The 23,479-nt window shown below is 67.6% G+C and carries 24 protein-coding genes; 11 read left to right on the top strand and 13 right to left on the bottom strand.

Annotated features, from left to right (window positions below; genetic code table 11):
* The first annotated feature begins 54 nt into the window (after nucleotides 1-54).
* From AB4Y98_RS04325 to AB4Y98_RS04310, 4 genes are all read left to right on the top strand, one after another.
* Nucleotides 55-1,797 carry a diguanylate cyclase gene (locus AB4Y98_RS04325; RefSeq protein WP_442243849.1) on the top strand — a complete coding sequence of 581 codons (1,743 nt, stop codon included), beginning with the start codon at nucleotides 55-57 and terminating at the stop codon, nucleotides 1,795-1,797.
* Between the two features lie 72 nt (nucleotides 1,798-1,869).
* The gene (locus tag AB4Y98_RS04320; protein ID WP_353098467.1) at nucleotides 1,870-2,313 is read left to right on the top strand and encodes a hypothetical protein; all 444 of its coding nucleotides are present in this window, start codon (nucleotides 1,870-1,872) and stop codon (nucleotides 2,311-2,313) included.
* Between the two features lie 11 nt (nucleotides 2,314-2,324).
* Nucleotides 2,325-2,825 (top strand): GNAT family N-acetyltransferase, encoded by a 501-nt coding sequence (locus tag AB4Y98_RS04315; protein ID WP_442243848.1) that lies wholly within the window; start codon nucleotides 2,325-2,327, stop codon nucleotides 2,823-2,825.
* A 144-nt stretch (nucleotides 2,826-2,969) separates the two neighbouring features.
* Nucleotides 2,970-3,401 carry a pyridoxamine 5'-phosphate oxidase family protein gene (locus AB4Y98_RS04310; RefSeq protein WP_033832071.1) on the top strand — a complete coding sequence of 144 codons (432 nt, stop codon included), beginning with the start codon at nucleotides 2,970-2,972 and terminating at the stop codon, nucleotides 3,399-3,401.
* A 42-nt stretch (nucleotides 3,402-3,443) separates the two neighbouring features.
* On the opposite strand, the gene AB4Y98_RS04305 is transcribed toward AB4Y98_RS04310, so the two are convergent.
* Both AB4Y98_RS04305 and AB4Y98_RS04300 read right to left on the bottom strand, forming a co-directional pair.
* Nucleotides 3,444-4,832, bottom strand: a complete 1,389-nt coding sequence (locus AB4Y98_RS04305; protein ID WP_363730407.1) for a DUF2867 domain-containing protein — start codon at nucleotides 4,830-4,832, stop codon at nucleotides 3,444-3,446.
* An 11-nt stretch (nucleotides 4,833-4,843) separates the two neighbouring features.
* Complete coding sequence (locus AB4Y98_RS04300) at nucleotides 4,844-5,155, bottom strand: metalloregulator ArsR/SmtB family transcription factor (RefSeq protein WP_025873922.1); 312 nt, start codon at nucleotides 5,153-5,155, stop codon at nucleotides 4,844-4,846.
* A gap of 131 nt (nucleotides 5,156-5,286) precedes the next feature.
* On the opposite strand from AB4Y98_RS04300, the gene AB4Y98_RS04295 reads away from it, so the two are divergent.
* The 6 genes from AB4Y98_RS04295 (at nucleotide 5,287) to AB4Y98_RS04270 (ending at nucleotide 10,994) form a co-directional block, all read left to right on the top strand.
* Complete coding sequence (locus AB4Y98_RS04295) at nucleotides 5,287-5,880, top strand: NMCC_0638 family (lipo)protein (RefSeq protein ID WP_336025771.1); 594 nt, start codon at nucleotides 5,287-5,289, stop codon at nucleotides 5,878-5,880.
* 186 nt (nucleotides 5,881-6,066) lie between these two features.
* Nucleotides 6,067-6,534, top strand: coding sequence for a DUF2975 domain-containing protein (locus tag AB4Y98_RS04290; protein ID WP_313252008.1), 468 nt, complete (start codon nucleotides 6,067-6,069; stop codon nucleotides 6,532-6,534).
* Nucleotides 6,534-6,758, top strand: a complete 225-nt coding sequence (locus tag AB4Y98_RS04285; protein ID WP_025873919.1) for a helix-turn-helix domain-containing protein — start codon at nucleotides 6,534-6,536, stop codon at nucleotides 6,756-6,758. Before AB4Y98_RS04290 ends, AB4Y98_RS04285 begins: the two co-directional genes overlap by 1 nt.
* A 62-nt stretch (nucleotides 6,759-6,820) precedes the next feature.
* On the top strand, nucleotides 6,821-8,359 hold the full coding sequence (locus AB4Y98_RS04280) for a TerC family protein (protein WP_442243847.1): 1,539 nt from the start codon (nucleotides 6,821-6,823) through the stop codon (nucleotides 8,357-8,359).
* A gap of 82 nt (nucleotides 8,360-8,441) precedes the next feature.
* Complete coding sequence (locus tag AB4Y98_RS04275; RefSeq protein WP_442243931.1) at nucleotides 8,442-9,578, top strand: metallophosphoesterase; 1,137 nt, start codon at nucleotides 8,442-8,444, stop codon at nucleotides 9,576-9,578.
* Nucleotides 9,579-9,719: 141 nt separating this feature from the next.
* Nucleotides 9,720-10,994 carry an MFS transporter gene (locus AB4Y98_RS04270; RefSeq protein WP_033832073.1) on the top strand — a complete coding sequence of 425 codons (1,275 nt, stop codon included), beginning with the start codon at nucleotides 9,720-9,722 and terminating at the stop codon, nucleotides 10,992-10,994.
* Nucleotides 10,995-10,998: 4 nt separating this feature from the next.
* On the opposite strand, the gene AB4Y98_RS04265 is transcribed toward AB4Y98_RS04270, so the two are convergent.
* Nucleotides 10,999-11,946, bottom strand: coding sequence for a nucleoside hydrolase (locus tag AB4Y98_RS04265; protein ID WP_442243846.1), 948 nt, complete (start codon nucleotides 11,944-11,946; stop codon nucleotides 10,999-11,001).
* A gap of 154 nt (nucleotides 11,947-12,100) precedes the next feature.
* On the opposite strand from AB4Y98_RS04265, the gene AB4Y98_RS04260 reads away from it, so the two are divergent.
* The gene (locus AB4Y98_RS04260; protein ID WP_312786881.1) at nucleotides 12,101-12,439 is read left to right on the top strand and encodes a hypothetical protein; all 339 of its coding nucleotides are present in this window, start codon (nucleotides 12,101-12,103) and stop codon (nucleotides 12,437-12,439) included.
* Nucleotides 12,440-12,490: 51 nt separating this feature from the next.
* Here the strand turns inward: AB4Y98_RS04260 and AB4Y98_RS04255 are convergent, their stop codons facing one another.
* The 10 genes from AB4Y98_RS04255 to AB4Y98_RS04210 all read right to left on the bottom strand — a co-directional run bounded on the left by AB4Y98_RS04255 (nucleotide 12,491) and on the right by AB4Y98_RS04210 (nucleotide 23,238).
* Entirely contained in the window at nucleotides 12,491-13,210 is a 720-nt protein-coding gene (locus AB4Y98_RS04255) for a GntR family transcriptional regulator (RefSeq protein ID WP_312112709.1), read from the bottom strand.
* Nucleotides 13,211-13,314: 104 nt separating this feature from the next.
* Entirely contained in the window at nucleotides 13,315-14,682 is a 1,368-nt protein-coding gene (locus tag AB4Y98_RS04250) for an SLC13 family permease (RefSeq protein ID WP_442243845.1), read from the bottom strand.
* 101 nt (nucleotides 14,683-14,783) lie between these two features.
* Entirely contained in the window at nucleotides 14,784-15,704 is a 921-nt protein-coding gene (mdcH, locus tag AB4Y98_RS04245) for a malonate decarboxylase subunit epsilon (RefSeq protein WP_428703388.1), read from the bottom strand.
* Nucleotides 15,701-16,558: a triphosphoribosyl-dephospho-CoA synthase MdcB gene (gene mdcB, locus AB4Y98_RS04240; RefSeq protein WP_442243844.1), complete on the bottom strand. Its 858-nt coding sequence runs from the start codon at nucleotides 16,556-16,558 to the stop codon at nucleotides 15,701-15,703. Before mdcB ends, mdcH begins: the two co-directional genes overlap by 4 nt.
* A complete protein-coding gene (gene mdcG, locus AB4Y98_RS04235; RefSeq protein ID WP_442243843.1) occupies nucleotides 16,555-17,205 on the bottom strand; it encodes a malonate decarboxylase holo-[acyl-carrier-protein] synthase in 651 nt (216 codons plus the stop codon). Before mdcG ends, mdcB begins: the two co-directional genes overlap by 4 nt.
* A complete protein-coding gene (gene mdcE / locus AB4Y98_RS04230; protein ID WP_442243930.1) occupies nucleotides 17,198-17,902 on the bottom strand; it encodes a biotin-independent malonate decarboxylase subunit gamma in 705 nt (234 codons plus the stop codon). The genes mdcG and mdcE overlap by 8 nt, the downstream gene beginning before the upstream one ends.
* 2 nt (nucleotides 17,903-17,904) lie before the next feature.
* Complete coding sequence (locus tag AB4Y98_RS04225; protein WP_442243842.1) at nucleotides 17,905-18,813, bottom strand: biotin-independent malonate decarboxylase subunit beta; 909 nt, start codon at nucleotides 18,811-18,813, stop codon at nucleotides 17,905-17,907.
* On the bottom strand, nucleotides 18,810-19,130 hold the full coding sequence (gene mdcC / locus AB4Y98_RS04220; RefSeq protein WP_248150543.1) for a malonate decarboxylase acyl carrier protein: 321 nt from the start codon (nucleotides 19,128-19,130) through the stop codon (nucleotides 18,810-18,812). Before mdcC ends, AB4Y98_RS04225 begins: the two co-directional genes overlap by 4 nt.
* 10 nt (nucleotides 19,131-19,140) lie before the next feature.
* Nucleotides 19,141-20,784, bottom strand: a complete 1,644-nt coding sequence (gene mdcA, locus AB4Y98_RS04215) for a malonate decarboxylase subunit alpha (RefSeq protein ID WP_442243840.1) — start codon at nucleotides 20,782-20,784, stop codon at nucleotides 19,141-19,143.
* Between the two features lie 261 nt (nucleotides 20,785-21,045).
* Nucleotides 21,046-23,238, bottom strand: a complete 2,193-nt coding sequence (locus tag AB4Y98_RS04210) for a TonB-dependent siderophore receptor (protein ID WP_442243839.1) — start codon at nucleotides 23,236-23,238, stop codon at nucleotides 21,046-21,048.
* Nucleotides 23,239-23,479: the final 241 nt, after the last annotated feature.

Here is a 23,479-nt window from a genome sequence, read left to right as displayed (position 1 = left end):
CCGCCTTCACCCGGGCAGAGCGCTACACTGATCCACACGCCAGGGGATACATCGATGGGCCGCAGGGCATCGCCCAACGGACTGCAGACCTGGCTCTGGATCCTCGGTGGCCTGTTCGTGCTGTGCACGCTGCCGCTGATGGCCATCGCGCTGGTGCAGGGCACGCAGCGCTACACCGAAGCCGAGGCCAACCTGGTCAGCCTGCAGCAACTGCGGCAGACCTTCGAACTGGCCAATCTGGTGTCGGCCGAGCGTGGACCGGCCAACAGCCTGCTCGGCGCCGACAGCACCGATGTGCAGGAGCAGCGCCGACTGGCCGCGCAGCTGGCGGTCGCCAGGCAGCGGGTGGACGCAGCGACGCAGCGCCTGCAGAGCGTTTTCCAGACCGACCCGCGGGTGGTGGACGAAACACCGCGCCTGCATGAAGCGCGGCGGCGGCTGCAGACCGCGCGCGCTGCAGTGGACCGGGTCGCCGCGTTGCCCAGAGGCGAGCGCTCGGCGGAGGATGTAGAGCACGCGATCAACAGCATGTTCGCGGTGTACGACCGGCTGCAGGCGCTGACCTCGGTGCAGATCAGCGATCTGGTCGCCGCCGATCGCGAAGCCGCGATTCCGGCCATGCAGGGGCAGATCCTGATCGACCTGCGCGAACATGGTGGCCGCTTGGCATCGAACGTGATGGCGCCGCTGGCCGTGCCTGGTGCGTGGCGGGAGCCACAGGTGCGCGCCGCGCAGCAGACCGAAGGCCGCCTGCTGGAGCTGTGGCGGTTGGCCGCCAGCCACGAGTCGGTATTCCGCAGTGAGCCGACGCTGTCCTGGCATTGGGACATGGCGCGACGGCAGTTCTTCGGCCAGTCGCTGCCGATGGTGGAACAGCTGATCGAAGATGGCCGGCGCGGCGTATCGCCACCTTGGTCGGCAGCCGAGTTCACCGCACGCTACGTGCCCACCCTGCAATCGCTGGAAGCGCTGCGCGATGGCTACCTCGGCGTTTCCATTGCACGCTTCGAGCACACCCGCAACAAGGAAGCGGTACGCCTGGCTGTACTGGCCGCCACTGCATTGGGGACGTTGCTGCTGCTTGCGCTGGCACTGCGCATCGCCCATGTGCAGATCCTGCGGCCGTTGCTGCAGGCGCAGGCGCAGGTGATCCAGATCGCCTCGGATGCGCCGGGCGCCGAGCAGCATGCCACCCACCCGATGGCGGAAATGCAGCGCCTGTTCGATGCCATCGAGGTGCTGCGGGCGAAGTCGCACCAGCGTTCGGCATTGACCCGTGAACTGCGCGAGCTGGCCGATACCGATCAGCTGACCGGCCTGTTGAACCGGCGCTCGCTGGAGGAACTGGTGCGACAGCGACATGCCGATGGATGCACGCAGGCGGTGGTGATTCTGCTGGACGTCGATCATTTCAAGTCGATCAACGATGGGCAGGGCCATGCGGCCGGTGACGATGTGCTGGCGCAGGTAGCGCAGTTGCTGCGCAGCCACCTGCGCCGCAACGACAGCATTGCCCGCTACGGCGGCGAGGAATTCCTGGTGCTGCTGGCCGACGGCGATCTGGCCAGTGGTCGGCAGCTGGCCGAGTCGCTGCGGGCGGCATTGCGCGGGAAAGACATCGTGCTGAGCAGCAGCGACATCCTGCGGGTCACCGCCAGTTTCGGTGTTGCCCAGGGCACGCTTGATCCGATTGGGTGGCACGCGCTGGTACGTGCTGCCGACACGGCCATGTACGCGGCAAAATCGCTTGGCCGCGACCGGGTACAGGTGGCTTCGGGGGGGCGTGCGCCGCGCTGAGGGCGGTCTTGTTCATCGCCAGCGCACGCGCGTCTGCCTAGACTGACCGCTCGTCTGCCGGAGGAGTACGCCATGACCCTGCGTTCCGTTGTGACTGCCACGCTGGTGGCGGGCCTGTTCGCTGGCTGTGCCAGTAGCGCACCGCAACCCGATGCGGGCGCCGACGCACCGCGTCATCCTTCGATTGCCGCCGATGCCAGCCCGGTGCCTGCCTTCACCGGCGGTGGTGAAGGCTGGTCCATCGAAATCGCCTCCACCGGCAAGGGCAACCACGATGCCACGCTCACCGTTGCTGGCCGCAGCAGTGCTGGAACGCTGCGCTACCTCGGCCAACCGGCCGGTGCGCCCAGTTCGTTGACGGTGCTCAACGGTGAGCTGGGCAAGCAGCCGACCATTGTTGAGATCAAGCGCGAGTCCTGCCGCAATGCCGAAGGCGTGGATACATCGGCCAGCGTGCAGGTGACGGTTGAAGGCCAACCACAACGCCGGGGCTGTGGCTTCCTGGCCGTGTACTGACCGATGCACGCATGATCGACATCCCGTTGCTGGAAACACCGCGCCTGCGCCTGCGCGCGCAGCGCTTGGACGATTTCCCGGTATATGCCGCGTTCCTGGCCTCACCCCGTGCACGCGGCATGGGCGGGCCGTTCGGCGAAGTCGCCGCGTGGGGACAGTTCTGTCACGACCTGGCCAGCTGGCATCTGTTCGGGCACGGTGCCTTGATGATCGAGCGCCGCGACACGGGCGAGTGCATCGGCCAGGTGGGCATCAACCATGGCCCGCTGTTTCCGGAACAGGAACTGGGCTGGTTGCTGTATGCCGGGCAGGAAGGGCAGGGTTTCGCCAGCGAGGCGGCGGCGGCGCTGCGTGATTGGGCGTTCGTGGTGCGCGGATTGCCGACGCTGGTGAGCTACATGGCAGCAGACAACCACGCCTCGCAGGCAGTGGCGGTCCGCCTCGGCGGCGTGTTGGACGCGCAGGCGGTGCGCAGCGATCCGGATGACCTGGTGTTCCGCTATCCGCGCTGATGCGTGACGGTCACCGCGGCGCAGGCGCGCTGCACGCGGGAATGCCAACTGCGGCCACTGCGTGAAGAAGGCGCCAGCAGCCATCCACGCATCGGTCACCGCGTCGGGCAGACGCTGGACACCCATCTGTTGAAGGAACTGCCCATGACCACGCTCACCCTTCCCGAACTGGCCAAGAAAATGGCCGGCATCGATTTCACCATGCTGCAGACTCATGCCGGCGGCCAGATCGCTGGCCGCCCGATGAGCAACAACGGCGATGTGGACTACGACGGCGACAGCTGGTTCTTCACCATGGAAAACACCGATATGGTGCGCGAGATCAGCGCCGACCCGAACGTGGCGCTGGGCCTGACCGGCAGCAAGTCGCTGCTGGGCAAGCCACCGCTGTTCGTGCACGTGCAGGGCAGGGCGGCGCTGGTCCGCGATCGCGCCACGATGGCCCAGCATTGGGTGAAGGACCTGGAGCGGTGGTTCGAGCAGGGCGTGGATACGCCGGGTCTGGTGCTGATCCACGTACACGCCAGCCGCATCCATTACTGGGATGGCGAGGACGAAGGCGAGATCGTGGTCTGATCGCGGGGGCTGCACAGGGCCCCTGCACAGTGCTGCCGCAGCTCAGGAATGTGCAGGCGTGCCGGACCACGCGGCCAGTTCCGGTGCCAGCGCATGTTCAACGGCGCGGCGCAGCAGTGCCGGGGCCACGTAATGGCGATGGGCGCTGTCGATCATGGCCATGTAGAAGCGGCCAAACGCATTGAGCGTCTGCACGCGCGAGCCCAAGCTGATCTGGACCTGGCCGTCCTCGCAGAACTGCACGCGCACGCTGCTGCGGAAGCGGAGATGGCGGTCGTCTGCGCCGAGCAGCACTTCGGCACACCGGTCTTCCGCATCTACTCGGGCATCCAGCACCGGGAAACGTCCGCCGAACACGCGGCTGCGATCGGTGGACAGCAGCGACGACACCGGGCAGCCCAGCGGCGAGGTGCGCAGACGCAGTGGTGCAACCAGACGATTGCGCAGGGCCATCAAGCGGCCGACGCCCGCCGGCGGGTTGCGCAGGAACCCGTCCAGTATGTCGGCCAGCAGGGCGGAGGCCGATCGATGGCGGGTCTGCCCGCCGTGCAGGGTCAGCGTGGTCGTGTCGTTGTAGTGACCGTGCGGCAGGGCGCTGGCGAGCATTCCCGCTGAAGGCGACGACGCGCTGCTGCAGACCGGGTACGCCGGCGTCGCCCGCTCCACGAATCCGCGCAGTGGCTCCAGGTTGAGGCGGCGCAGCGGCCCCAGCAACGTGCGCATCTGCATGCACAGGCGCGCGCGCAGGCTGGGCGCTGCCGCCTGCAGTGACAGTTGCAGCAACGGCGTGGCGGCGAGTGTGGTTGCGCTGGGCCAGTGCGCCGCTGGCAGCACGTCGGTCAGGCTGGGAATGTCCGCGGCGTTTGCCTGTGCCAGTGCGCGCGCCTGCGCGCTCATTGCCCCGGCCAGTTCATTGCTGTGGCACGAGAGCGCGAACAGGGCAGGGTGGGCAGGACTGTTCGAGGCGAACTGGTGCCAGGTGCCACCACCAAAGCGCACGGTGAACAGGCAATCGGGCGGGATGCGGACACGACGCAGCGACCGCAGGAAGTGCGAGGGATCGTCCGCCAGCTGCTGATCGGATGCGCTGGCAAACCGCAGCTCCGCACCGGCACTGCCGGCGATGGCGGTGAACATGCGCGGCCCGGCATGGCGGTGGAAGGGATGGCCGCCGGCACCCACCACGAAGCTGTACAGCGATGACGGATCGCCGTGCTGCAGGTGCATGCCACCCAGCCGTGCCGAGGGCTCGTCCAGCGCATCGATGAAGGCCGGGTGGTGGCGCTGGCGCTGGCTGGCATCGCTCACCAGCGCATCGCCGCCACCGATGCCGAGCTGCGCGATCAGGGTGACTTCCACCGGGCCACCACCGTCGTGTGCCGGAAGCTGGATACTCGGGAACGAACGGCTGGTGCGGGTCGAACCGGGCATCGCAGTGCTCCTCAGCGGGCGGGTGTCTTGCGGCGTGCGCGCGCTTCGCGCTTCAGCGGGCCGCCGACCGGACAGACTTCGGCAGCCCAGGAAAACAGCGTGTTGGCCAGGCGGTCGGGCACCTGCCGGAAGTACACGAACTGGCCGCGCTTCTCGCGTTCGATCAGGCCGGCGTCTTCCAGGATGCGCAGGTGGCTGGAGAGTGCCGGCTTGCTGAAATCGAAGCGCTCGGCCAGCTCGCCCGCGCTGAGTTCCCCGGCGCTGAGGTAGGCCAGGATCTGCCGGCGTGCGGTGGAGGCCAGGGCTTCGAAGATGCGATCCATGGTTGCAGTTAACTAATTCGTTAACTGATGTTCCCCCTGGTGGCAGGTGATGTCAAGCGCGGGCGTGCCCGTTGCGTACTGCCTCCCGGCTTTGTCATCCTCCCCGCTGTTTTCCGTTCCGTGGAGTTCCGATGCGCCCTGCGCCCTGGCTGATCGCTGGCCTGCTGCTGCCGATCGTGGTGATGGCCCAGCCTGCGCGTGCGCCGAAGGCACCGGCGCAGGATCCCTTCAGCGAACTGTTCGACACGGCCTGCATGCAGCACATCGGCGCGCCGGCGCGGCTGCAGTCGCTGATGGATGCCAATGGCCTGACGCCGCTGCAGCCGGCCGAGGCCGCCACGCTGCTGCAGGGCCAGCCGGGCATGGCATGGATGGTGCCGTTGGCCAGTGGCCGCTATGCGGTCAGCTGGGCCGACGATGGCACCTGCACCGTGTATGCCGAGAAGGCCGACCCGGCAGTGGTGCAGAAGGGCTTCGCGCGGCTGATGCAGGCCGCACCGAAGCCGCTGCAGATCCGCTCGCTGCCCTCGCGCGGTCCATTGTCCGGCGACCAGGTGGCGATCCAGTACGGTTGGGCAACGCCGGGCGAAAGCAAGCTGCGCGTGCGCTTCCGGCTGGTCACCCGGCAGGCCGCCGAGGCGGGGGTGCAGGCGATGGCCTCGGCCTCGCCGGGCGAGGCGATGCTCGAACAGGCCGCGCCGCCTGCACCGCCGCCCGCCCGGTAGCGCTGCCGGAGTACACGCGATTCAGCCAACAGCCCGGGGATGTGATATATCGTTTATCGATAAATCCACCCCGGGGCGGCAGGGCCGCTCCACATCGGAGGCTGCTTGACCGCTCGTCCCGCCCGCGTCCTTCCTGCGCGCGGCTTGTTCACTCTGGCCCAGACCGCCGTGCAGGCGGTGCGCGCGATGTGCTGGCTGGGCATCCTGGCCGCGCTGCTGGCGGTGCCGCTGGTGGCCTACGACCGCAGCTGGCTGCTGGACAGCGTGCACGACGCGCAGGCCGCGGCCATGCACGGTTCGCATCTGTTCCTGCATTTCTGCGTGGGCCTGGCCGCCATCGTTGCGCTGCTGGTGCTGTGCCTGGTGTTCCTGCGCCACTTGGCGCGGCTGCTGCGTTCTGCGGCCAAGGAACGCCCCTTCACCCATGCCAATGCCGTACGCCTGCAACGCATGGCCTGGCTGATGCTGGCGATGGAGGTGCTGTCCATCGTGATCGGCCTGTACGCCAGCTGGATGGGGCCGGATTTTGCGTGGATGGAGGTGGGCGGCGGCATGTCGATCACCGGCCTGGTGGCCGTGCTGATGCTGTTCGTGCTGGCGCGCGTGTTCACCGTCGGCGCCGCGATGCGCGACGATCTGGATGGCGTGATCTGATGGCGATCGTCATCACTCTGGACCGCATGCTGCAGCAACGCGGCATGACCTTGTCCGAGCTGGCCGGTCGCATCGACATCACCCTGGCCAACCTGTCGATCCTGAAGACAGGCAAGGCGCGCGCGATCCGCTTTTCCACCCTCGATGCGATCTGCCGCGAACTGCAATGCAGCCCCGGCGACCTGCTCGGGCATGACCCTGCACAGGCGCAGGATGCGGATTGAGCCTGGCTGCGCCGCGCGCCTGCACCGCACCACTTCCCCCTTACTGACGAAACGGACCTGAAATGGAATGGTTGGCTGACCCCTCGATATGGATGGGCCTTGCAACCCTGGTCGTGCTGGAGATCGTTCTCGGCATCGACAACCTGGTGTTCATCGCGATCCTGGCCGACAAGCTGCCACCGCACCAGCGCGACCGCGCGCGGGTGATCGGTCTGGCGCTGGCGCTGCTGATGCGGCTGGTGCTGCTGGCTGCGTTGGCCTGGATCATGAAACTGACCGAACCACTGGTCACGCTGCTGGAGCACAGCTTCTCCGGCCGCGATCTGATCCTGCTCGGCGGCGGCCTGTTCCTGCTGTTCAAGGGCACCATGGAGCTGCACGAACGGCTTGAAGGGCGCGAGCATCACGAGGACGGCAAGAAGGTCTATGCCAGCTTTGCGATGGTGGTGGCGCAGATCGTGGTGCTCGATGCGGTGTTCTCGCTGGATTCGGTGATCACTGCGGTCGGCATGGTCGACAACCTCGGCGTGATGTATGCGGCGGTGACCATCGCGATGGTGCTGATGCTGCTGGCCAGCAAGCCGCTGACCCGCTTCGTCAACAAGCACCCGACCGTGGTGGTGCTGTGCCTGGGCTTCCTGCTGATGATCGGTTTCAGCCTGGTGGCCGAGGGCCTGGGCTACAAGATTCCGAAGGGGTACCTGTACGCGGCCATCGCGTTCTCGATCCTGGTGGAAGCGTTCAACCAGTGGATACGTTTCAACCGCGAGCGCAACGAGCAGCGCCAGCCGTTCCGCCAGCGCACCGCCGATGCAGTGCTGCGCCTGCTGGGCGCGCGCCAGGCCAATGGCCACGATGAAGAAGAAGCCGATGAACGCGGCAGTACCGAAGAACGCCTGCAGCCGGCCGAGCACGAGATGATCCGCAGCGTGCTGGGCCTGGCTGACCGCCCGGTTTCGAGCGTGATGACCGTGCGTGCCGACGTGCAGTGGATCGACATGGCGCGCGGTGACGACGACGTGGTCGCACGCCTGGTGGCGTCGCCGCATACGCGGATGCTGGTGGGCGACGGTGACCTGGACAGCCTGCGTGGCGTGGTGCAGAGCCGCGACCTGCTGGCCGACCTGCTGCAGGGCAAGCCACTGCAGCTGGAAGGCAACCTGCGCGAGCCGCAGTACGTGCTGTCCAGCGCCAGTGCATTGCAGGCCCTGGAGCTGATCCGCCAGCACCCGGTGCCGCTGGCGGTGGCGGTGGACGAGTACGGCAGCGTGGAAGGCCTGGTGACTGCCAATGACCTGCTGGCGGCCATCGCCGGTGACCTGGCCGATACCCAGGACGAGCGCTATGGCGTGATCGCACAGGGTGAGGACTGCTGGGACGCCGACGGCGCGCTGACCCTGGACGACCTGCAGCGGCTGGCCGGCGTGTCGCTGCCGCGCAGTGCCGACTACATGACCATCTCCGGGCTGGTGCTGGAGCAACTGGGGCGCCTGCCCGACATCGGCGACACGCTGGAGGTGGCCGGGATCCGCATCACCGTGCTGGCGATGGAGAAGCGGCGCATCACGCGGTTGCGGGTGGAACGCCTGCCGGAGGCGTGACGATGGTAGGGCTGGGCCCATGCCCGGCTCTATCCATTGCCATCTTCTGCCGTCACCATAGCGGGCCTGTTTGCCGTTCTGGATTGTCGTAGTGCTGAGTACGATTGGTTTTCTGATGGGCCTGTATGTGGCCTGGCGCCTGTTCTGGCCACTGCGCCTGCCCGTCTGGTTGAAGGTGGTGCTGTCCGTCCTGCTGGTGGCCATTGCCGTGCAGCTGCGCATCGTCGCCAGCTTCTGGGGCACGATGGCCTCGCCGGAAATTCCGAAGATGGCCATTGCCACGCTGGCCACCGGTTCCACCGCCGTGCTGCTGCTGGCCCTGGTGTTGCTGGTACTGGACGCCGGCCTGTTGGCTGCGCGCCTGCTGCGCGCACCGCGCGCCCTTTCCGTACTGCGCAGCAAGGCGCTGCGCCCGTCTGCCGCGGTGCTGGCGCTGCTGCTCAGTGCCTTCGGTGTCAGCCAGGGCATGGCCGTACCCAAGCCACGGCAGATCGAGGTGGCCATCAGCGGCCTGCCGCAGGCCTTCGATGGCTACCGTGTGCTGCAGCTCACCGACATCCACGCCAGCCGCCTGCTGACCGGCGACTGGGTGCGCCAGGTCGTGGCTGCAAGCAACGCACTGCAACCGGACCTGGTGGTGATCACCGGCGACCTGATCGACGGCAGCGTGCAGGCGCGCCGCAATGATTACACCCCACTGGCGGACCTGCGTGCGCCGGACGGTGTGATCGCCATCACCGGCAACCACGAGTACTACGCGCAGTACAGGGAATGGATGCAGGCCTTCCGTGCACTACACATGCAGGTGTTGGAAAACAGCCACACCCAGGTGCGCCGTGGCGGGGCGGCACTGACCATCGCCGGCGTCACCGACCCCGTGGCTTCGCGCTATGGCCTGCCACTGCCCGATCTGGAGGCCGCGCTGGCCGGTGCCGACCTCGCCGCACCGGTGATCCTGCTCGACCATCGGCCACGCAATGCACGCGAGGCCGCTGCACGCGGGGTGAAGCTGCAACTCTCCGGGCACACCCATGGCGGCCAGATCATCGGCATGGACCAGCTGGTGAAGCGCGCCAACGGCGGCTTCGTTTCCGGCCGCTATGCGGTGGATGGCATGACGCTGTACGTGAGCAACGGTGCCGGCCTGTGGGCCGGGTTCCCGGCGCGCATCGGCGTGCCGTCGGAGATTACGATGATCACCCTGCGCCGGGCGCCGTGATGTGGTGGGGTCGGATCCCTTTGCAGATAGCAAAGGGCTCTGACCCCGTTTGCCAAGGAGGGCGACCATCCACGCATGGCGTGGATCCACTGCATCGTCACCGCCTTCATGACACGCTGCGGCCATGAAGGAAAGCACGCAATGACCGCAGGACGGCAGCGCTCGATGTGGGTGGCCGGCCTGTCCACGGTGGTGGAGTGGTACGACTTCACCCTGTACCTGTACTTCGCCACGGTGCTGTCGCGGGTGTTCTTCGGCGGTGGCGAAGAGGCGATGCTGGTCACCCTGGCCGGCTTCGCGGTGTCCTACCTGATGCGTCCGCTCGGTGCGCTGTGCTTTGGCCACCTGGGCGACCGGCTCGGCCGGCGCTGGATGCTGCTGGCCTCGATGGCGTTGATGGCCGCGGCCATGCTGGCCACCGCGTTGCTGCCGACGGCCGCTACGGCCGGTGCGACTGCTGGCGTGTTGCTGTTGATCCTGCGCTGCGTGATGGCGTTTTCCGTGGGCGGCGAATACACCGGCGTGGTCGCCTATCTTCTGGAAAGCGCGCCGGCACGACGACGTGGTCTGGTCACCTCGCTGGCCTCGGCGGCCAGCGAAGTCGGCGCGCTGCTGGCAGTGGCCATCTCCGCGCTCACCGTGGCCCTGCTGCCTGCGCCGCAGCTGGACAGCTGGGGCTGGCGGATCCCGTTCTTCTTCGGCGCGGCGCTGGCACTGGTGATCCTGATCGCGCGTTCGGGCATGCACGAATCGCCGGAGTTCGAACGGCAGCGGCGCGAAGGCAGCATTCCGGCTACGCCGCTGCGGCATGTCCTGCGCAACCATCCTGGTGCGGTGGCACGCACGTTCGCGATTTCCGCACTGGGTTCGATCACCTACTACGTGGGCATCACCTATGTGCCAGCATTCCTGCACGCACAGGGGCACGACGAAGGTGATGCGCTGTGGCTGTCGACGATTGCGGCGGTGGCGGTGATCGCGATCACCCCGCTGTGCGGGGCGCTGTCCGATCGCTTCGGGCGGCGTCCGCTGCTGCTGGGGCTGACGGTGCTGGCGGCGCTGCTGCCGCTGTCGATGTTTGGCTGGATGGCGTCTGCTGCGCCGTTGGGCATCGTGCTGGCAGCGGTGAGCCTGGCCTGTGTGGCCGGCGGTATCAGTGCGGTGGCGGCACCGGCCACGGCCGAGCAGTTCCCTGGCGAGGGCCGGGTCAGTGGTCTGGCGCTGGGGGTGACCATGGCCACCGCAGTGTTTGGCGGGGCGACGCCGTGGTTGGCGCAATGGTGGGTGGAACGCAGCGGTTGGGCGGCGGCGCCGGGGGCGATGATCGCGCTGGTGGCGGTGCTGGTGCTGCCGGTGCTGTGGACGCTGCCGGAGACCGTGCCGAAGACCCGCCCCGTGTCCCGGGGCGGGCAGTGAGCGCTTAGACCTTCAGGGTCTGCTCGATGTCGGCCAGCACTGCGGCCGCATCCACGCCGATGGCGATGGACTGCAGCACGTGACCGTCCCACACGCTGGGGCCGAAGCCCATGCCTTCCGGCTTGGGAATGGTCATGCCACGGGCGACGCCGTCGGTGGCCACGCGCACGCTGGCGCGCTCGAACTGGAACAGCTCCGAGCGGGTCAGGGCGATGCAGGCGCAGCAGTCGTGCACGACCATGCCCTTGTGGCCGGCCTGCAGATAGAAGTCGACGTAGTCCTGCGACAGGGCGCGCACCAGTTCGGCATCGGCGCCGCCGATCGCGGCCAGCTTGTCCAGACCGTCGCGGTTCATCTCGACGCGGGTGGTCACGTCCAGGCCGATCGCGGTGACCGGCCAGTGGGCGGTGAACACGATGTCGGCCGCTTCCGCGTCGCCCCAGATGTTGGCCTCGGCCGCCGGGGTGATGTTGCCGTTGACGTGGAACGCACCGCCCATCAGGACCACGCCACGCACCAGGCCGGCGATGTCCGGGGCCTGCTGCAGGGCCAGCGCCAGGTTGGTCATGCGGCCGACCGCCACCAAGGTCACTTCGCCCGGATGGGCGCGGACCAGATCGATGATCAGCTGGTGGGCCGGACGCGCATCAGCGGCCACATCCAAGGCCTCCGGCACCGGATGGTTGCCCAGGCCGTTGTGGCCGTGGATGTGCACCGGCCAGGCTTCCGGGGTGGCTTCGGGCTGCAGCGGGCCACCGGCGCCGCGCGCGACCGGCGCGGACAGGCCCCAAGCCTGCTTCAGGTACAGCGCGTTGTGGGTGGTCGACTCCACCGAGGCATTGCCGAAGGTGGTGGTGACGCCGATCAGGTCGATCTGCGGGTGCTTGTGCAGGTATAGCAGAGCCAGCGCGTCGTCGACGCCCGGGTCGGTATCGAAAATGACTTTCAGCATGTTGTTGTTCTTCTTCTTCCGTGTGGTGCAGGGGGGCCGGCGGCCCCGAGGGCAGGCCGGCGCGCCCCACATTGTCCCATCTTCATGACAGGCAGGGCGAACCGGCGGCGGTGGTATCGTCTGCGGGCCCGAACCCGTCGCAGGGAGCTGCGCCATGCTGGCTGTGACCCTCGTCCTGATTGCCCTGGTGCTGGGGCTGAACCTGGTGGCCAGCTTCGTGGTGCTGGGCCGCGACGACCTTCCCGTCAGCAGTCGCGCCGGGCAGCTGCTGGTGGTGTGGCTGCTGCCACTGGTCGGCGCGATCGTGTGCATGGCGATGGCCACCGCCGATGGTTCGCCCGCGCGCGCTGATGGCAGCAGCGGTGGACCGGCCGATTTCTCCGGGGGCTATTCCGGAGACAGCAACAGCCACCACAGCTACAGCAGTTCCGACTGCAGCAGTGGCGACAGCGGTGGGGGCGGAGACGGCGGCAGCTGTGGCGGCGGCGATTGAGGCGAGGTCATGCCCCGGTAGTGCCGGCCGCTGGCCGGCAACCCCATGAACTCAGCTTCCGCCTTCGGTCGGCAATGGCGCAGGCACGTTCAACAATCCGCCGCTGGCCACATACGCGGCCAAGGCCTGGCCCTGGCTGAGCAGGTGGCGTTCCATCGTGCGTTCGGCGGCTGCAGCATCGCGCTGGCGGAAGCAGTCCATCAGTTCGCGGTGTTCGGCCAGCGACTGCGCGGTGCGGCCCGGCGCCAGCAGCTGGCGGCCGCGATGCATCTTCAGGATGCGGTGCAGGTCGTGGGTGATGCGGATCAGCCACGGGTTGCCGGCGTAATGCTGCACCGTCTCGTGGATGAGGTAGTTGTTGCGGTAGTACTCGGCGATGTTGCCCTCGGCGGCGGCCGCTTCCATCGCCGCGTGCAGTTCTTCCAGCTGCTGCACGCCGGCGTCGTCGATGTGCTTGACCGCTTCATGCGCACAGCGGCCTTCCAGCATCGCCATCACCGGGAACAGCTGGTTAAGGTCTTCCAGGGTCAGCCGGGTTACCCGTGCGCCGCGGCCGGCATCGATCTGCACCAGGCCTTCGGCAGCGAGCAGCTTCAGCGCTTCGCGCAGGGGCGTACGGCTGATGGCCAGTTCCTCGCACAGCGCCGGCTCGTCGATCCACTCGCCCGGCGGCAGGCGGTAGTCGTAGATCCGCTCGCGCACGTGTTCGGCCACCTCCTCATACAGAGGGGCGCGCTTCTTCGGAGGACGCGGAGCGGGAGCGATGGTCATGCGGAAAGTGTAACGCCAGGTAGTGCCGGCCGCTGGCCGGCAACCCGTGATCGCTCGACGGATCCACGAGGTTGCCGGCCAGCGACCGGCACTACCGCAGGCATTTACATCCAGCCCGGCACCACGAACACCAGCCACGCCAGAAGCGGGCCGAATGCCACCACCAGGCCGCTGTAGACCAGGAAGCGGCGGAACAGCGTTTCGCGTTCTTCCTTCGCGGCCGAGGCCACCACCAGTGCGCCGTTGGTCGAGAACGGACTGACATCGACGATGGTGGAGGAAATGGCCAGCGCGCAGATCACGCCAGCGGCACTGAGATGGCCCTGCATCAGGAACGGCACCGCCAGCGGAATGGTGGCGCCCAGCACCGCTGCTGACGAGGCGAACGCGGAGACGATGCCGCCCACGTAGCAGACCAGCAGCGCCCCCAGCAGCGGGATGCCGATGCTGGAGACGCCGTGGCCGATGAAGTCCACGGCACCGGCATGTTCCAGCACGCCGATGTAGGTGACCACGCCGCAGATCAGCAGCACGGTGGACCAGCTGATGCCGTCCACCGCACCCTTCTGGCTCTGCGGGGACAGCAGGGCCAGCACCACTGCAACGGTGATCGAGACCAGGCCGACGTTGAGGTTGTAGATCAGTGCGGCCACACCCAGGCCGAGCAGGCCGATCAGGGTGAACAGCCGCTCGCGGGTCAGGCCCACCGCATCCAGTGCCACCGGATCGTTGGACAGGGTGCCACCACCGGCTGCGACCAGGGCACCGTGGCCTTCGATGGCGAACTGCCTCGATGAGGCCTGCGGACCGCCGGCCATGGCCAGTTCCGCACTGCCGAGCGCACCTGTCGCCGTGATCGAACCGCGACGCAGCAGCGCGATGCCGCCGAAGGCGAAGAAGCAGATCGTGGCCATCATGAAGTTGAAGCCGAGGCTGGTCAGGAACACCGCCATTTCGGTGACTTCCAGGCCTGCCTTCTGCACCACGCCATTGGTGATGCTGCCGTACACGCTGATCGGCGAGAAGCCACCGGCCTGCGCGCCATGGATCACCAGCAGGCCCATCATCAACGGATTGATGTTGTACTGCTTGGCAAAGCGCAGCGCGACCGGGCCGATGATCGCAACCGCGGCAGGGCCCAGCGCGCCGAAGGCGGTCAGCACGGCGGTGATCACGAACATCACCCACGGGATGGCCACGATATGGCCGCGTACCGCTTTCACCGCCCAGTGCACCAGCAGGTCGATGGTGCCGTTCTTCTGCGCGATGGCGAACAGGTAGGTGATGCCGACCAGGGTCAGGAACAGGTCGCCCGGGAAGCCGGCGAGAACCTCCTTGCCCCCCATGTCGACCCAGAGCCCGCCGACGATGAAGGCCAGTGCGAAGGCGACGGCGCCCATGTTGATCGGCATCGCGGTGGCGACGATGAACATGATCACCAGACCGATGATCGTTGCAATTTGTGGAGTCATGCGCCCTCCCAGACACCTGATTCGCGTGTTGCACGGATGGAGGCCCGCCATCCCGGGGTATGGCCTGTTACGTACTGCGCGTTACGTACTGCTCAAACCCGTTACTGCAGCCGCTGCAGCGCGCTGCGGACCCACGCCGCCGCGCCGTCCAGGCTCTGGAATTCCTCGATCGCGCGTACCTCGCAGCACGGATAGGCCGGCGCGATCATGCGTGCCAGTGCGTTGCCGGGGCCCAGCTGCAGAAACACGCGCGCGCCGCGCTCGAAGGCCTGGCGCATCACCTGTGCCCACTCGATGGTCTGTGCCAGCTGCGCGGACAGCGTGTGCACCACCGCTGCGGTGTCTCGCACCGGCCGTGCGTCGATGCCGGCCAGCAGCGGCAGGCGCGGTGCGTGCAACGTAGTGGCCTGCAGTGCGGCGGCAAACGGTGCGACCGCCGCCGACAGCAGTGGCGTATGCGCCGGCACATGTACCGGCAGCACGCGCACCTCGGCACCCTGTGCGTGCGCGGCAGCGGCCAGCGCACGCAGTGCCGGCAGCGTGCCGCCAACGATGAAATGATCTGTGCCGTTGGCGATCGCCACGTGCGTGCCGTGGATTTCGCACAATGTCTGCACCGTCTGTCGATCCAGCCCCAGCATCGCCTGCATTCCGGCATCGACCGGACTGACGGCGTCCATGAATCGTGCACGCTGCGCCGACAGGGACAGGCAGGTGGTCACGTCGAAACTGTCGGCGATGGCATGTGCCGCCAGTTCGCCGATGCTGTACCCGGCCACCACGATCGGGTCCGGCACGGCGCCGCGCAGGGCATGCCAGTGCGCGATGCTGGCGGCGCACAGCAGCGGCTGCGCCTGTGCGTTGTCGAAGCGGTCGTCGTCGGCCGCGGCCGCGAACACATCGCGCCCCAGCGCGTCGCTCGCCGCATCCAGTACCGCGCGTGCAGCGGCCATGCCGCGCACATGGTCGAACATCGCCGGATGCTGCGCACCCTGTCCGGGGCAGAGCAGGGCCAGGCTCATGCGCCCTCCTGCTGCAGTAGGAACCAGGCGCAGGCCAGCAGATCGGCACTGCCACCCGGGCTGAGCCGACGCCTCACGAACGCATCGCCGATGGACTGCAGGCGCATGCGCCAGTCCGGCGCGAAGGCGCCACCGGCGGAAAGGAATGTGGCCGCTTGTTGTTGCGCCCAGCGCAGGCCCTCGGTACCGCCGCGATGCAGCAGGTTCAGATCGTCCACCTGTGCCACCAGCTGCATCAGCGTCTGGCACAACGCGGCGTCGCGCGGCAGGCCGCTGTCCAGCGCATGGCGCAGGGCAGGCAGGGCCAGCTCACGCAGCACCGGGTAGCCGGCGGCAGCCTGTTCGCGTACGCCGCAGACCCCATGACGCGCACGTGCGCGCTGTCCCGGGCTGTGCGGGTCCAGCGGCGCAGCGATGAGCGCGTCTTTCCACTGCTGAACCGCCAGGCACACCTGCGCGCCCGACACGGCATGGCCATGCACGCGCCTGCGCTCAGCAGTGGCGGCCACCAGCAGGCCAAGGCTGAAGATCGCACCGCGATGGGTGTTGATGCCGGCGGTGGCGACCAGCATGGCCGCTTCAGCGGCGATACCGTGATCGCGTAGCACTTTGAAGGGGGCGCCGGCGGCACCGGCCCTGGCCACCGCCGTGAAGTAGTGGCGCAGGGCGAAAAGACTGCGCAGGAAAGTGCCGGCATCCATGTCGTCATGGCTGCCGCTGTCGAACGGGGTGACCAGGCCCGGCTTCGGGGCGCACGCCAGTTCGGCGTGCAGGCTGGCAATGGCCAGCCGTCCCAGGCGAGCACTGTCGACCACCGCGCCGCGTGCCGGCAACGGCTTCGGGGCGGCAATCATGCGATCGCCTCGCGCGTGGCGAACAGTGCATCACGCGCTTCCAATGCGGCTCCATCAAGACGTTTCACCAGTACCTGGCGACTGCGGCCGGCAAGTTCGCGCCAGTTCACCGCGCCACCATCGGGCAGGCACAGCTCGCCATCAAGGCGATGCGGGTGGCGGGTCTCCCATGCCAGCAACTGTGCGATCAGCGCCTCGGCCTGCGCGGCATCGGTCACCTGCCACAGCAGGTCGATGTCCGAACGCCCATGTACATAGGGCAGGGCGGTCAGCCATTGCCAGGCGAAGGCGCCGAACACACGGGCCGGGGCCAGTGCCTGCAGGTCGTGGAGTGATTCCTGCCACGGCTGTGGAACACCTGCGTCGCCTGCTGCCAGCAGCTCGCTCAACGTCGGCGGAGCGCGCATGCCAGCGACGTCGCACAGCGGTACGCGCAACGACAGGCGCTGCTTGCCTTCGGCCGGTGGCAACGGAACGCCCAATCGCAGGCGCGGATCGGCATCATCCGCGGCACGACGCGCGACCACTGCAGGGAAGCCCTGCGCGAACCAGGCGGCAAGACGCGGCTCGTGCACGGGCAGGTCGGCCCGCCAATCGGCATCGGCCGACAGCCAGACCAGCGTGTGCCGGGCCGGCCGCTCAGGCATTGCCGTGGCTCACAGCGATGGCCACCTGCGCAGCCAGCGTACGGCCACCCCGTTCGGCGCCCAGTGCAGCGCGATGGTCACCGTCGACGGCTGCACGCAGTGCTTCCAGCAGGTGATGCGCCAGATCGCCATCCCACAGCGATTGCACTGCGCCCATCGCCACGTAGTTCTCCACGCCCGGTGCGAACACCGGCGAGGTCAGGCTGAGCGCCTGCAGTTTTTCCAACGGCTGCTTGGTCACCCGTGCCATCGCGCGCAGATCCATCACCCGCACCTGCGCATCGGGCAGGGCATGGATGAGGTCGGCCATCAGCCCGAACGACAGGAAGCCGCCGCTGACCGATTCGCCGTAGACCAGCGTGACCAGGCGCGCGCCACGGCGGCGGGCCAGGTCCAGGGTCTGTGCGAGGTGGGCGAAGTAGCCGTTGATGCCCAGCAGTTCATCGCGGCGCGCCAGCCGCTGGCCGGCGGTATCGACCAGCATCACGATGGGACGCTGCGGATGTGCAGCGGTGCTGGCCAGCACGGTGTCGGCCAGCACCAGCGCGTGGTCCACACCGACTTCGATCCTGTCGGTGGTGCCGATCACCGTCACCTCACCGTCGTCGGTGGTCGCTGTGCCGGTCAGTACCGAATCGTTCACCGCGATCGTATGGCCACGCGGGAACAGTGCGTCCAGCAGCGAATTCAATGGCAGGCTCATGGCAGGCTCCGGTGCGCAGTGGCGGCAAGGAAGGCATCGGTTTCCAGCAGCGCCAGACGTTCCGGGTCGGCAATGCCCTGGCGTGCCCAGATCTGCAGGCCATCGTTGCAGTCGCCCCACGCCTGTACGCGCGCCTTCAACGCGGCGTGGCGTGCCTGCAGCGCAGCCAGTGCCGCGTCGGGGTCGGCACTGGCGGTGTCAGGCTGCAGCGCATCAAAAGCCGCCTGCGCAAACGCGCTGATCGCATCGGGCACCAGCACCTGCGCCTGGTCGATCAGGTAGCGGTGCTTGCCACCGGTCACCCGCCACACCAATGCGCGGTCGCGCGAATCGAATTCCTCCACGCCGCGCACGGTCTCGATCACTTCGGGGCCGGACAGCGACAGCCGTCCTTCTTCGGACATGATCACCGTACTGCAGCAGCGGGCGACGATGCCCATGCCGCCGAAGGCGCCGTTGCCGCTGCCGATCAGCGCCACCACCGGTATCCCGGCGGCCCGCGCGCCGAGCGTGGCGCGCATGATTTCGGAAATGGCGATCAACCCGGCGTTGGCTTCATGCAGGCGCACACCGCCGGTATCGAGCAGCAGCAGCACGCCATCGGGATGGGGGTCCGCCGCGCGGCGCAGCAGGCCGGTCAACTTGGCACCATGCACCTCACCCACGCCGCCGCCCATGAATTCACCCTGCTGTGCGGCCACCAGCACGTGCTTGCCGTGCAGGTGTCCCTCACCGACGACGATGCCATCGTCGAAGGCGGCCGGCTGGTCCAGCTGCGCCAGATGCGGGCTGATGGCGCGCTGGGCTGGGCCGAGAAATTCGCGGAACGATCCTGCATCAAGCAGCCCGGCGATGCGCGCGCGGGCATCGGCTTCGTAATAGCTGGTGCGCTGTGCGAGCGTCATGGCTGGCCTCCGGCAAGCAGGGTCTCGACGGCCTGGTCCAGGCGCAGGCTGACCACCGCCGGTGTAGCGCCGGCATCGTTGATCGACACGCGTACATCGCGCAGGGGATGACGCTGGGCGAAGTCGGCGATCACCGCCTGCCAGACCGTGCCGAAGCCACGTGCAGCGGTGATGATGCGCACGGTCATCGCACCGTCCAGGTCGGCCGGTTCCAGCAGGATTTCCAGGTTGCCCGAGGCCAGTACGCCCACCAGCACCGCATCGGTGGGGAAGCACACGGGCGTCGTGCCGGCGAATCGATAGTCGAGGGTTTCCATGGCGTGGCCCTTACCAGTTGCGGAAGCGCTTGGGCGGGTCGTACAGACCGCCGGACCAGCGCACCAGGTCTTTCACCGAACGCGCGGCAAGAAGATCGCGGCTGGCATCGCGCACGTTGATGCCGAGATCGTCCGGGCGGCGGATCACTCCGCGGTCGCGCAGGTTTTCCACCATGGCGCGGTCGCGTGCCCTGCCCACGGCGGTATAGCCGGCCACGCCGCGGATCGCCTGCTCGCGTTCTTCCGGGCTGCGGCACAGCAGCAGGTTGGCGATGCCTTCTTCGGTCAGCACATGGCTGACGTCGTCGCCGTAGATCATCACCGGCGGCAGCGGCATGCTCGCGCGCTCGGCCAGTTCCCAGGCATCGAGGCGGTCGACGAAGGCCGGCGCCATGTGCTCGCGGAAGGTTTCCACCATCTGCACCACCAGTTTGCGCCCGCGCGGCATCTCGCCGGGCCGCGCGGCCTGCTGGCCCGCCTTGATCCAGGCGTCGCTGGCGTGGCGGCGGCCGCGTGCATCCGAACCCATGTTGGGTGCACCGCCAAAGCCGGCGATGCGGTCGCGCGTTGCGGTGGAGCTGTTGCCCTGCAGGTCGATCTGCAGGGTGGAGCCGATGAACATGTCGCAGGCATACAGCCCTGCGGTCTGCGAGAACGCGCGGTTGGAGCGCATCGAACCATCGGCGCCGGTGAAGAACACATCACCGCGCGCGGCGATGTACTTCTCCATGCCCAGTTCCGAACCAAACGAGTGCACGGATTTGACGAAACCCGATTCGATGGCTGGAATCAGCGCCGGGTGCGGATTGAGCGCCCAGTGCTGGCAGATCTTTCCCTTCAGCCCGAGCGATTCGGCGTAGGTGGGCAGCAGCAGTTCGATGGCTGCGGTATCGAAACCGATGCCGTGGTTGAGCCGGTTCACCCCGTACTCGGCGTAGATCCCTTTGATGGCCATCATCGCCATCAGCACCTGGATCTCGGAGATCTGCGCCGGGTCGCGGGTGAACAGAGGTTCGATATGGTTCGGGCGAGGTGCCTGCACCACGAAGTTGACCCAGTCAGCGGGGATATCGACGCGGGGGAGGGTGTCGACGATCTCGTTGACCTGGGCGATGACGATGCCGCCACCGAACGCGGTGGCCTCCACGATCACCGGCGTGTCTTCGGTGTTGGGGCCGGTGTAGAGATTGCCGTGGCGGTCGGCGGCGTGCGCCGCGACCAGCGCCACGCGCGGGGTCAGGTCGATGAAGTAGCGGCCGAACAGTTCCAGGTAGGTGTGGATGGCGCCGATCTGGATGCGGCCCTCGGCCACCAGGTTTGCCAGCCGTACCGACTGCGGCCCGGAGAAGGAGAAGTCCAGCTTCGAGGCAATGCCGCGCTCGAACACATCCAGGTGCGAGGGCAGCGACAGCACCGACTGCACCATGTGCAGGTCATGCACCCGCGCCGGGTCGAGGTCGGCCAGGGCCTGGGCCAGAAAGTCGGCCTGCTTCTGGTTGTTGCCTTCCAAGCAGACCTTGTCGCCCGGTTCCAGCAGCGAGTGCAGCAGTTCGGCGACATCGCCGGCCGCCACCTCGTGGCCCCTGGCCCATGGCGCGGCGCGTTCCAGCCGCGCCTGGCGGCCCCGCTCCAGCGTGTCCCAACTCGGGTTCATCGACGGACTTCCGAATGGCGTTGGGATAATTACGCCATAATTACGGAGGGGTGTGCAACCCGCAGTGCAGCAAAGAAAAGGCCCGCGCGGTGGCGGGCCCATTCAGGTGGGCCACGACCGTGGGTCGTGGCGGAGCGTCAGAAGCGTGCCGACCAACGGTCGGCACCCACCCCCAACAGTGGGCACCCACCCCCAACGGTCAGCACCCACCCCCAGCAGTGGGCACCCCCCAATGGTCGGCACCCACCGTTCCCGGGGGGCTCAGAACTTCCAGCGCAGGCTGGCCGCCACGAAGCGCGGTTCGCCGTAGTTGTTGTAGTCCAGGTTGGCCCAGTAGGTCTTGTCCAGCGCGTTGCGCACGCTCAGCGTCGCCGTCCAGTTGTCGCTGATGCGGTAGTTGGCGTTGAACTGCACCAGCGCATACGCCGGCTGGTTCACCGTCACCGTGCCGCCGAGCGGGTAGGGGATGTTGTAGCCCTGCACCTTGCTCTGCCACTGCACGCCACCGCCGATGCTCAGGCGTTCCAGCGCGCCGCGCAGCTGCAGCTGGGTGTTGAGCTGCAGCAGGTCTTCGGCCGGGTTGGCGTACAGCAGATCGGTGGCCGCACGGGTCACCTTGACGTGGGTATAGCCGGCATTGACCGTCCAGCCCGGCAGGATCTCGCCGTTGACGTCCACCTCCCAGCCGCGCGCCTTGGTGCCGTTGACCCCGATGTAGGCCGAGCTGCCGTCGCTGAGTGAGCCTTCCGGCACGCTCATGTCACGCACCGCGTAGTTGTCCTGCTTGGCTTCGAACACCGCCGCGTTGGCGGTCAGGCGACCGTCGAACCACTGCGTCTTCAGGCCCGCTTCCAGGTTGGAGCCCTGCACCGGCGCCAGCAGGTTCTCATTGCGGTCCTTGTAGTTCTGCGGGTTGAAGATCGCGGTGTAGCTGGCATAGGCCGCCACGTTCGGGGTGATGTCGTACACCAGGCCCACGTACGGGGTGATTTCATCGCTCACCTTGTACGCGCCGCTGGTGGCGGTGTAGGCGCCGGCCGCGTTGTAGGCGCGGGTCTGGGTCTGCCAGCGGCTCAGGCGTGCGCCGGCGATCAGCGCCAGCGGATCGGCCAGGCGCAGGCGGGTGGCCAGGTAGAAGCCGCTCTGCGTGGTCTTGGCCACGCGGCGTGCGCCGGTGAGGGTGTAGGTGACTTCGGAGATGTCGCCATCCCAGGTGTGCACGTTGGGAATGTAGTAGCAGCGCTCGCTGCCGCAACGAGCCCAGTCACGCGGATAGTTCAGCGCAAGGGTGTTGGTGGTGCCTTCCAGGTCGGCCCACTGCGCGCCCACGGTCACGTCGTGCTGCTGGCCCCACAGGTTGAAGGTGCCGGTCAGGTAGGCGTCGACGTTGCGGCGGGTGTCTTCCGAATCGCCGGCGGCGGTGCGCAGGTAGATGCCCGCGCCGGTCACCGGGTCGGGATTGCCGGTGCCGTACAGGCGCATGTTCTGCACGTTGCCACGCGTGTAGGCGGTGTTGATCTTCAGCAGCCAGTTGTCACCGAAGCGCTGCTCCAGGTTGGCGAACACCGTGCTGGTCTCGCGCTGCCAGTAGCTCCACTTCGGTGCCAGGTTGGTCGAGCGCGGCAGATGGGCGAAGTTGCCCTGGCTGTCGAAGAACGGCACGGTGCCCCAGGTCGAGCCCACCGGGTTGTTGTCCTGGGTCTGGTAGCCGACGGTCACCGTGGTGCTGTCGGTCACATCGCCTTCCAGCACGGCCATGCCGGCCATCTTGTTCTCTTTGTAGCGGTCGTAATAGAAATCGCGATCGGTGTAGGCGGCGACCACGCGGCTGCGGAAGCGGCCGTCGGTGGTCAGCGGCGCGGTCACGTCAGCTTCCATGCGGCGGTAGTCCCAGCTGCCGGCGCTGACCGAGAACGAAGCGTCGAACTCCTTGCCCGGGCGCTTGCGCAGCAGGTTCACCGTGGCCGACGGCACACCCGCGCCGCTGAGCAGGCCGTTGGCGCCGCGGATCACTTCCACCCGGTCATAGAAGGCGGTGTCGTATTCCTGGTTGGTCGAGCCGCTGTAGGTGGGAATGCCATCCACCTGGAAATCGGTGATGGCAAAACCACGCGCGTAGTACAGCGGGCGCTGGGTGTCATAGAAGGACACGCTGACGCCGGTGACATTGCGCATCACGTCGTTGAGGCTGAACAACGATTCGTCCTGCAGGCGCTGCAGGCCGATCACCGTGGACGACTGCGGCGTTTCCTGCAGGGTGATCGGCAGGCGGGTGGTGCTCGATGGCGGCGCGGACTGCTCGGCGCGCACGCTCACCCGGTCCAGGGTCTTGGCATCGGAGGCGTCGGCAGCGACCTCGGCCAATGCCGACGGCGCAGCCAGGGTGAGGCAGGACAGCAGGGCAGCGGGCAGCAGCGCACGGCGGGGCAGGCGGCTGGGGAAAATCTGGGTCATGGCGGGCTCGAAGCGTAGAGGCGGGGAAGGGGCGGCAACAGTCGTCCAGCACCCGGGGCGGCGGCTTCGGGCACGTCAGGTCCATCTGGGAGGGGCGCGGTCACTGCGCAGGACGCAAATGTAAATAATTCTTAACAACATTACAATTCGCGTCATTGCGCAGGGACTTTCAGGCGCGCAGCAAGCGTCAGGGTGGGGTTGGATCCCACTGCCGCAGGCACTGGGCCCTGGTCCTGCGAGG

The organism is Stenotrophomonas sp. 2YAF26, from assembly GCF_052114625.1.
Classification (GTDB): Bacteria; Pseudomonadota; Gammaproteobacteria; order Xanthomonadales; family Xanthomonadaceae; genus Stenotrophomonas; species Stenotrophomonas indicatrix.
Note: the sequence above shows the minus strand (reverse complement) of the source record. Positions and strands in the feature narration are given on the sequence as shown.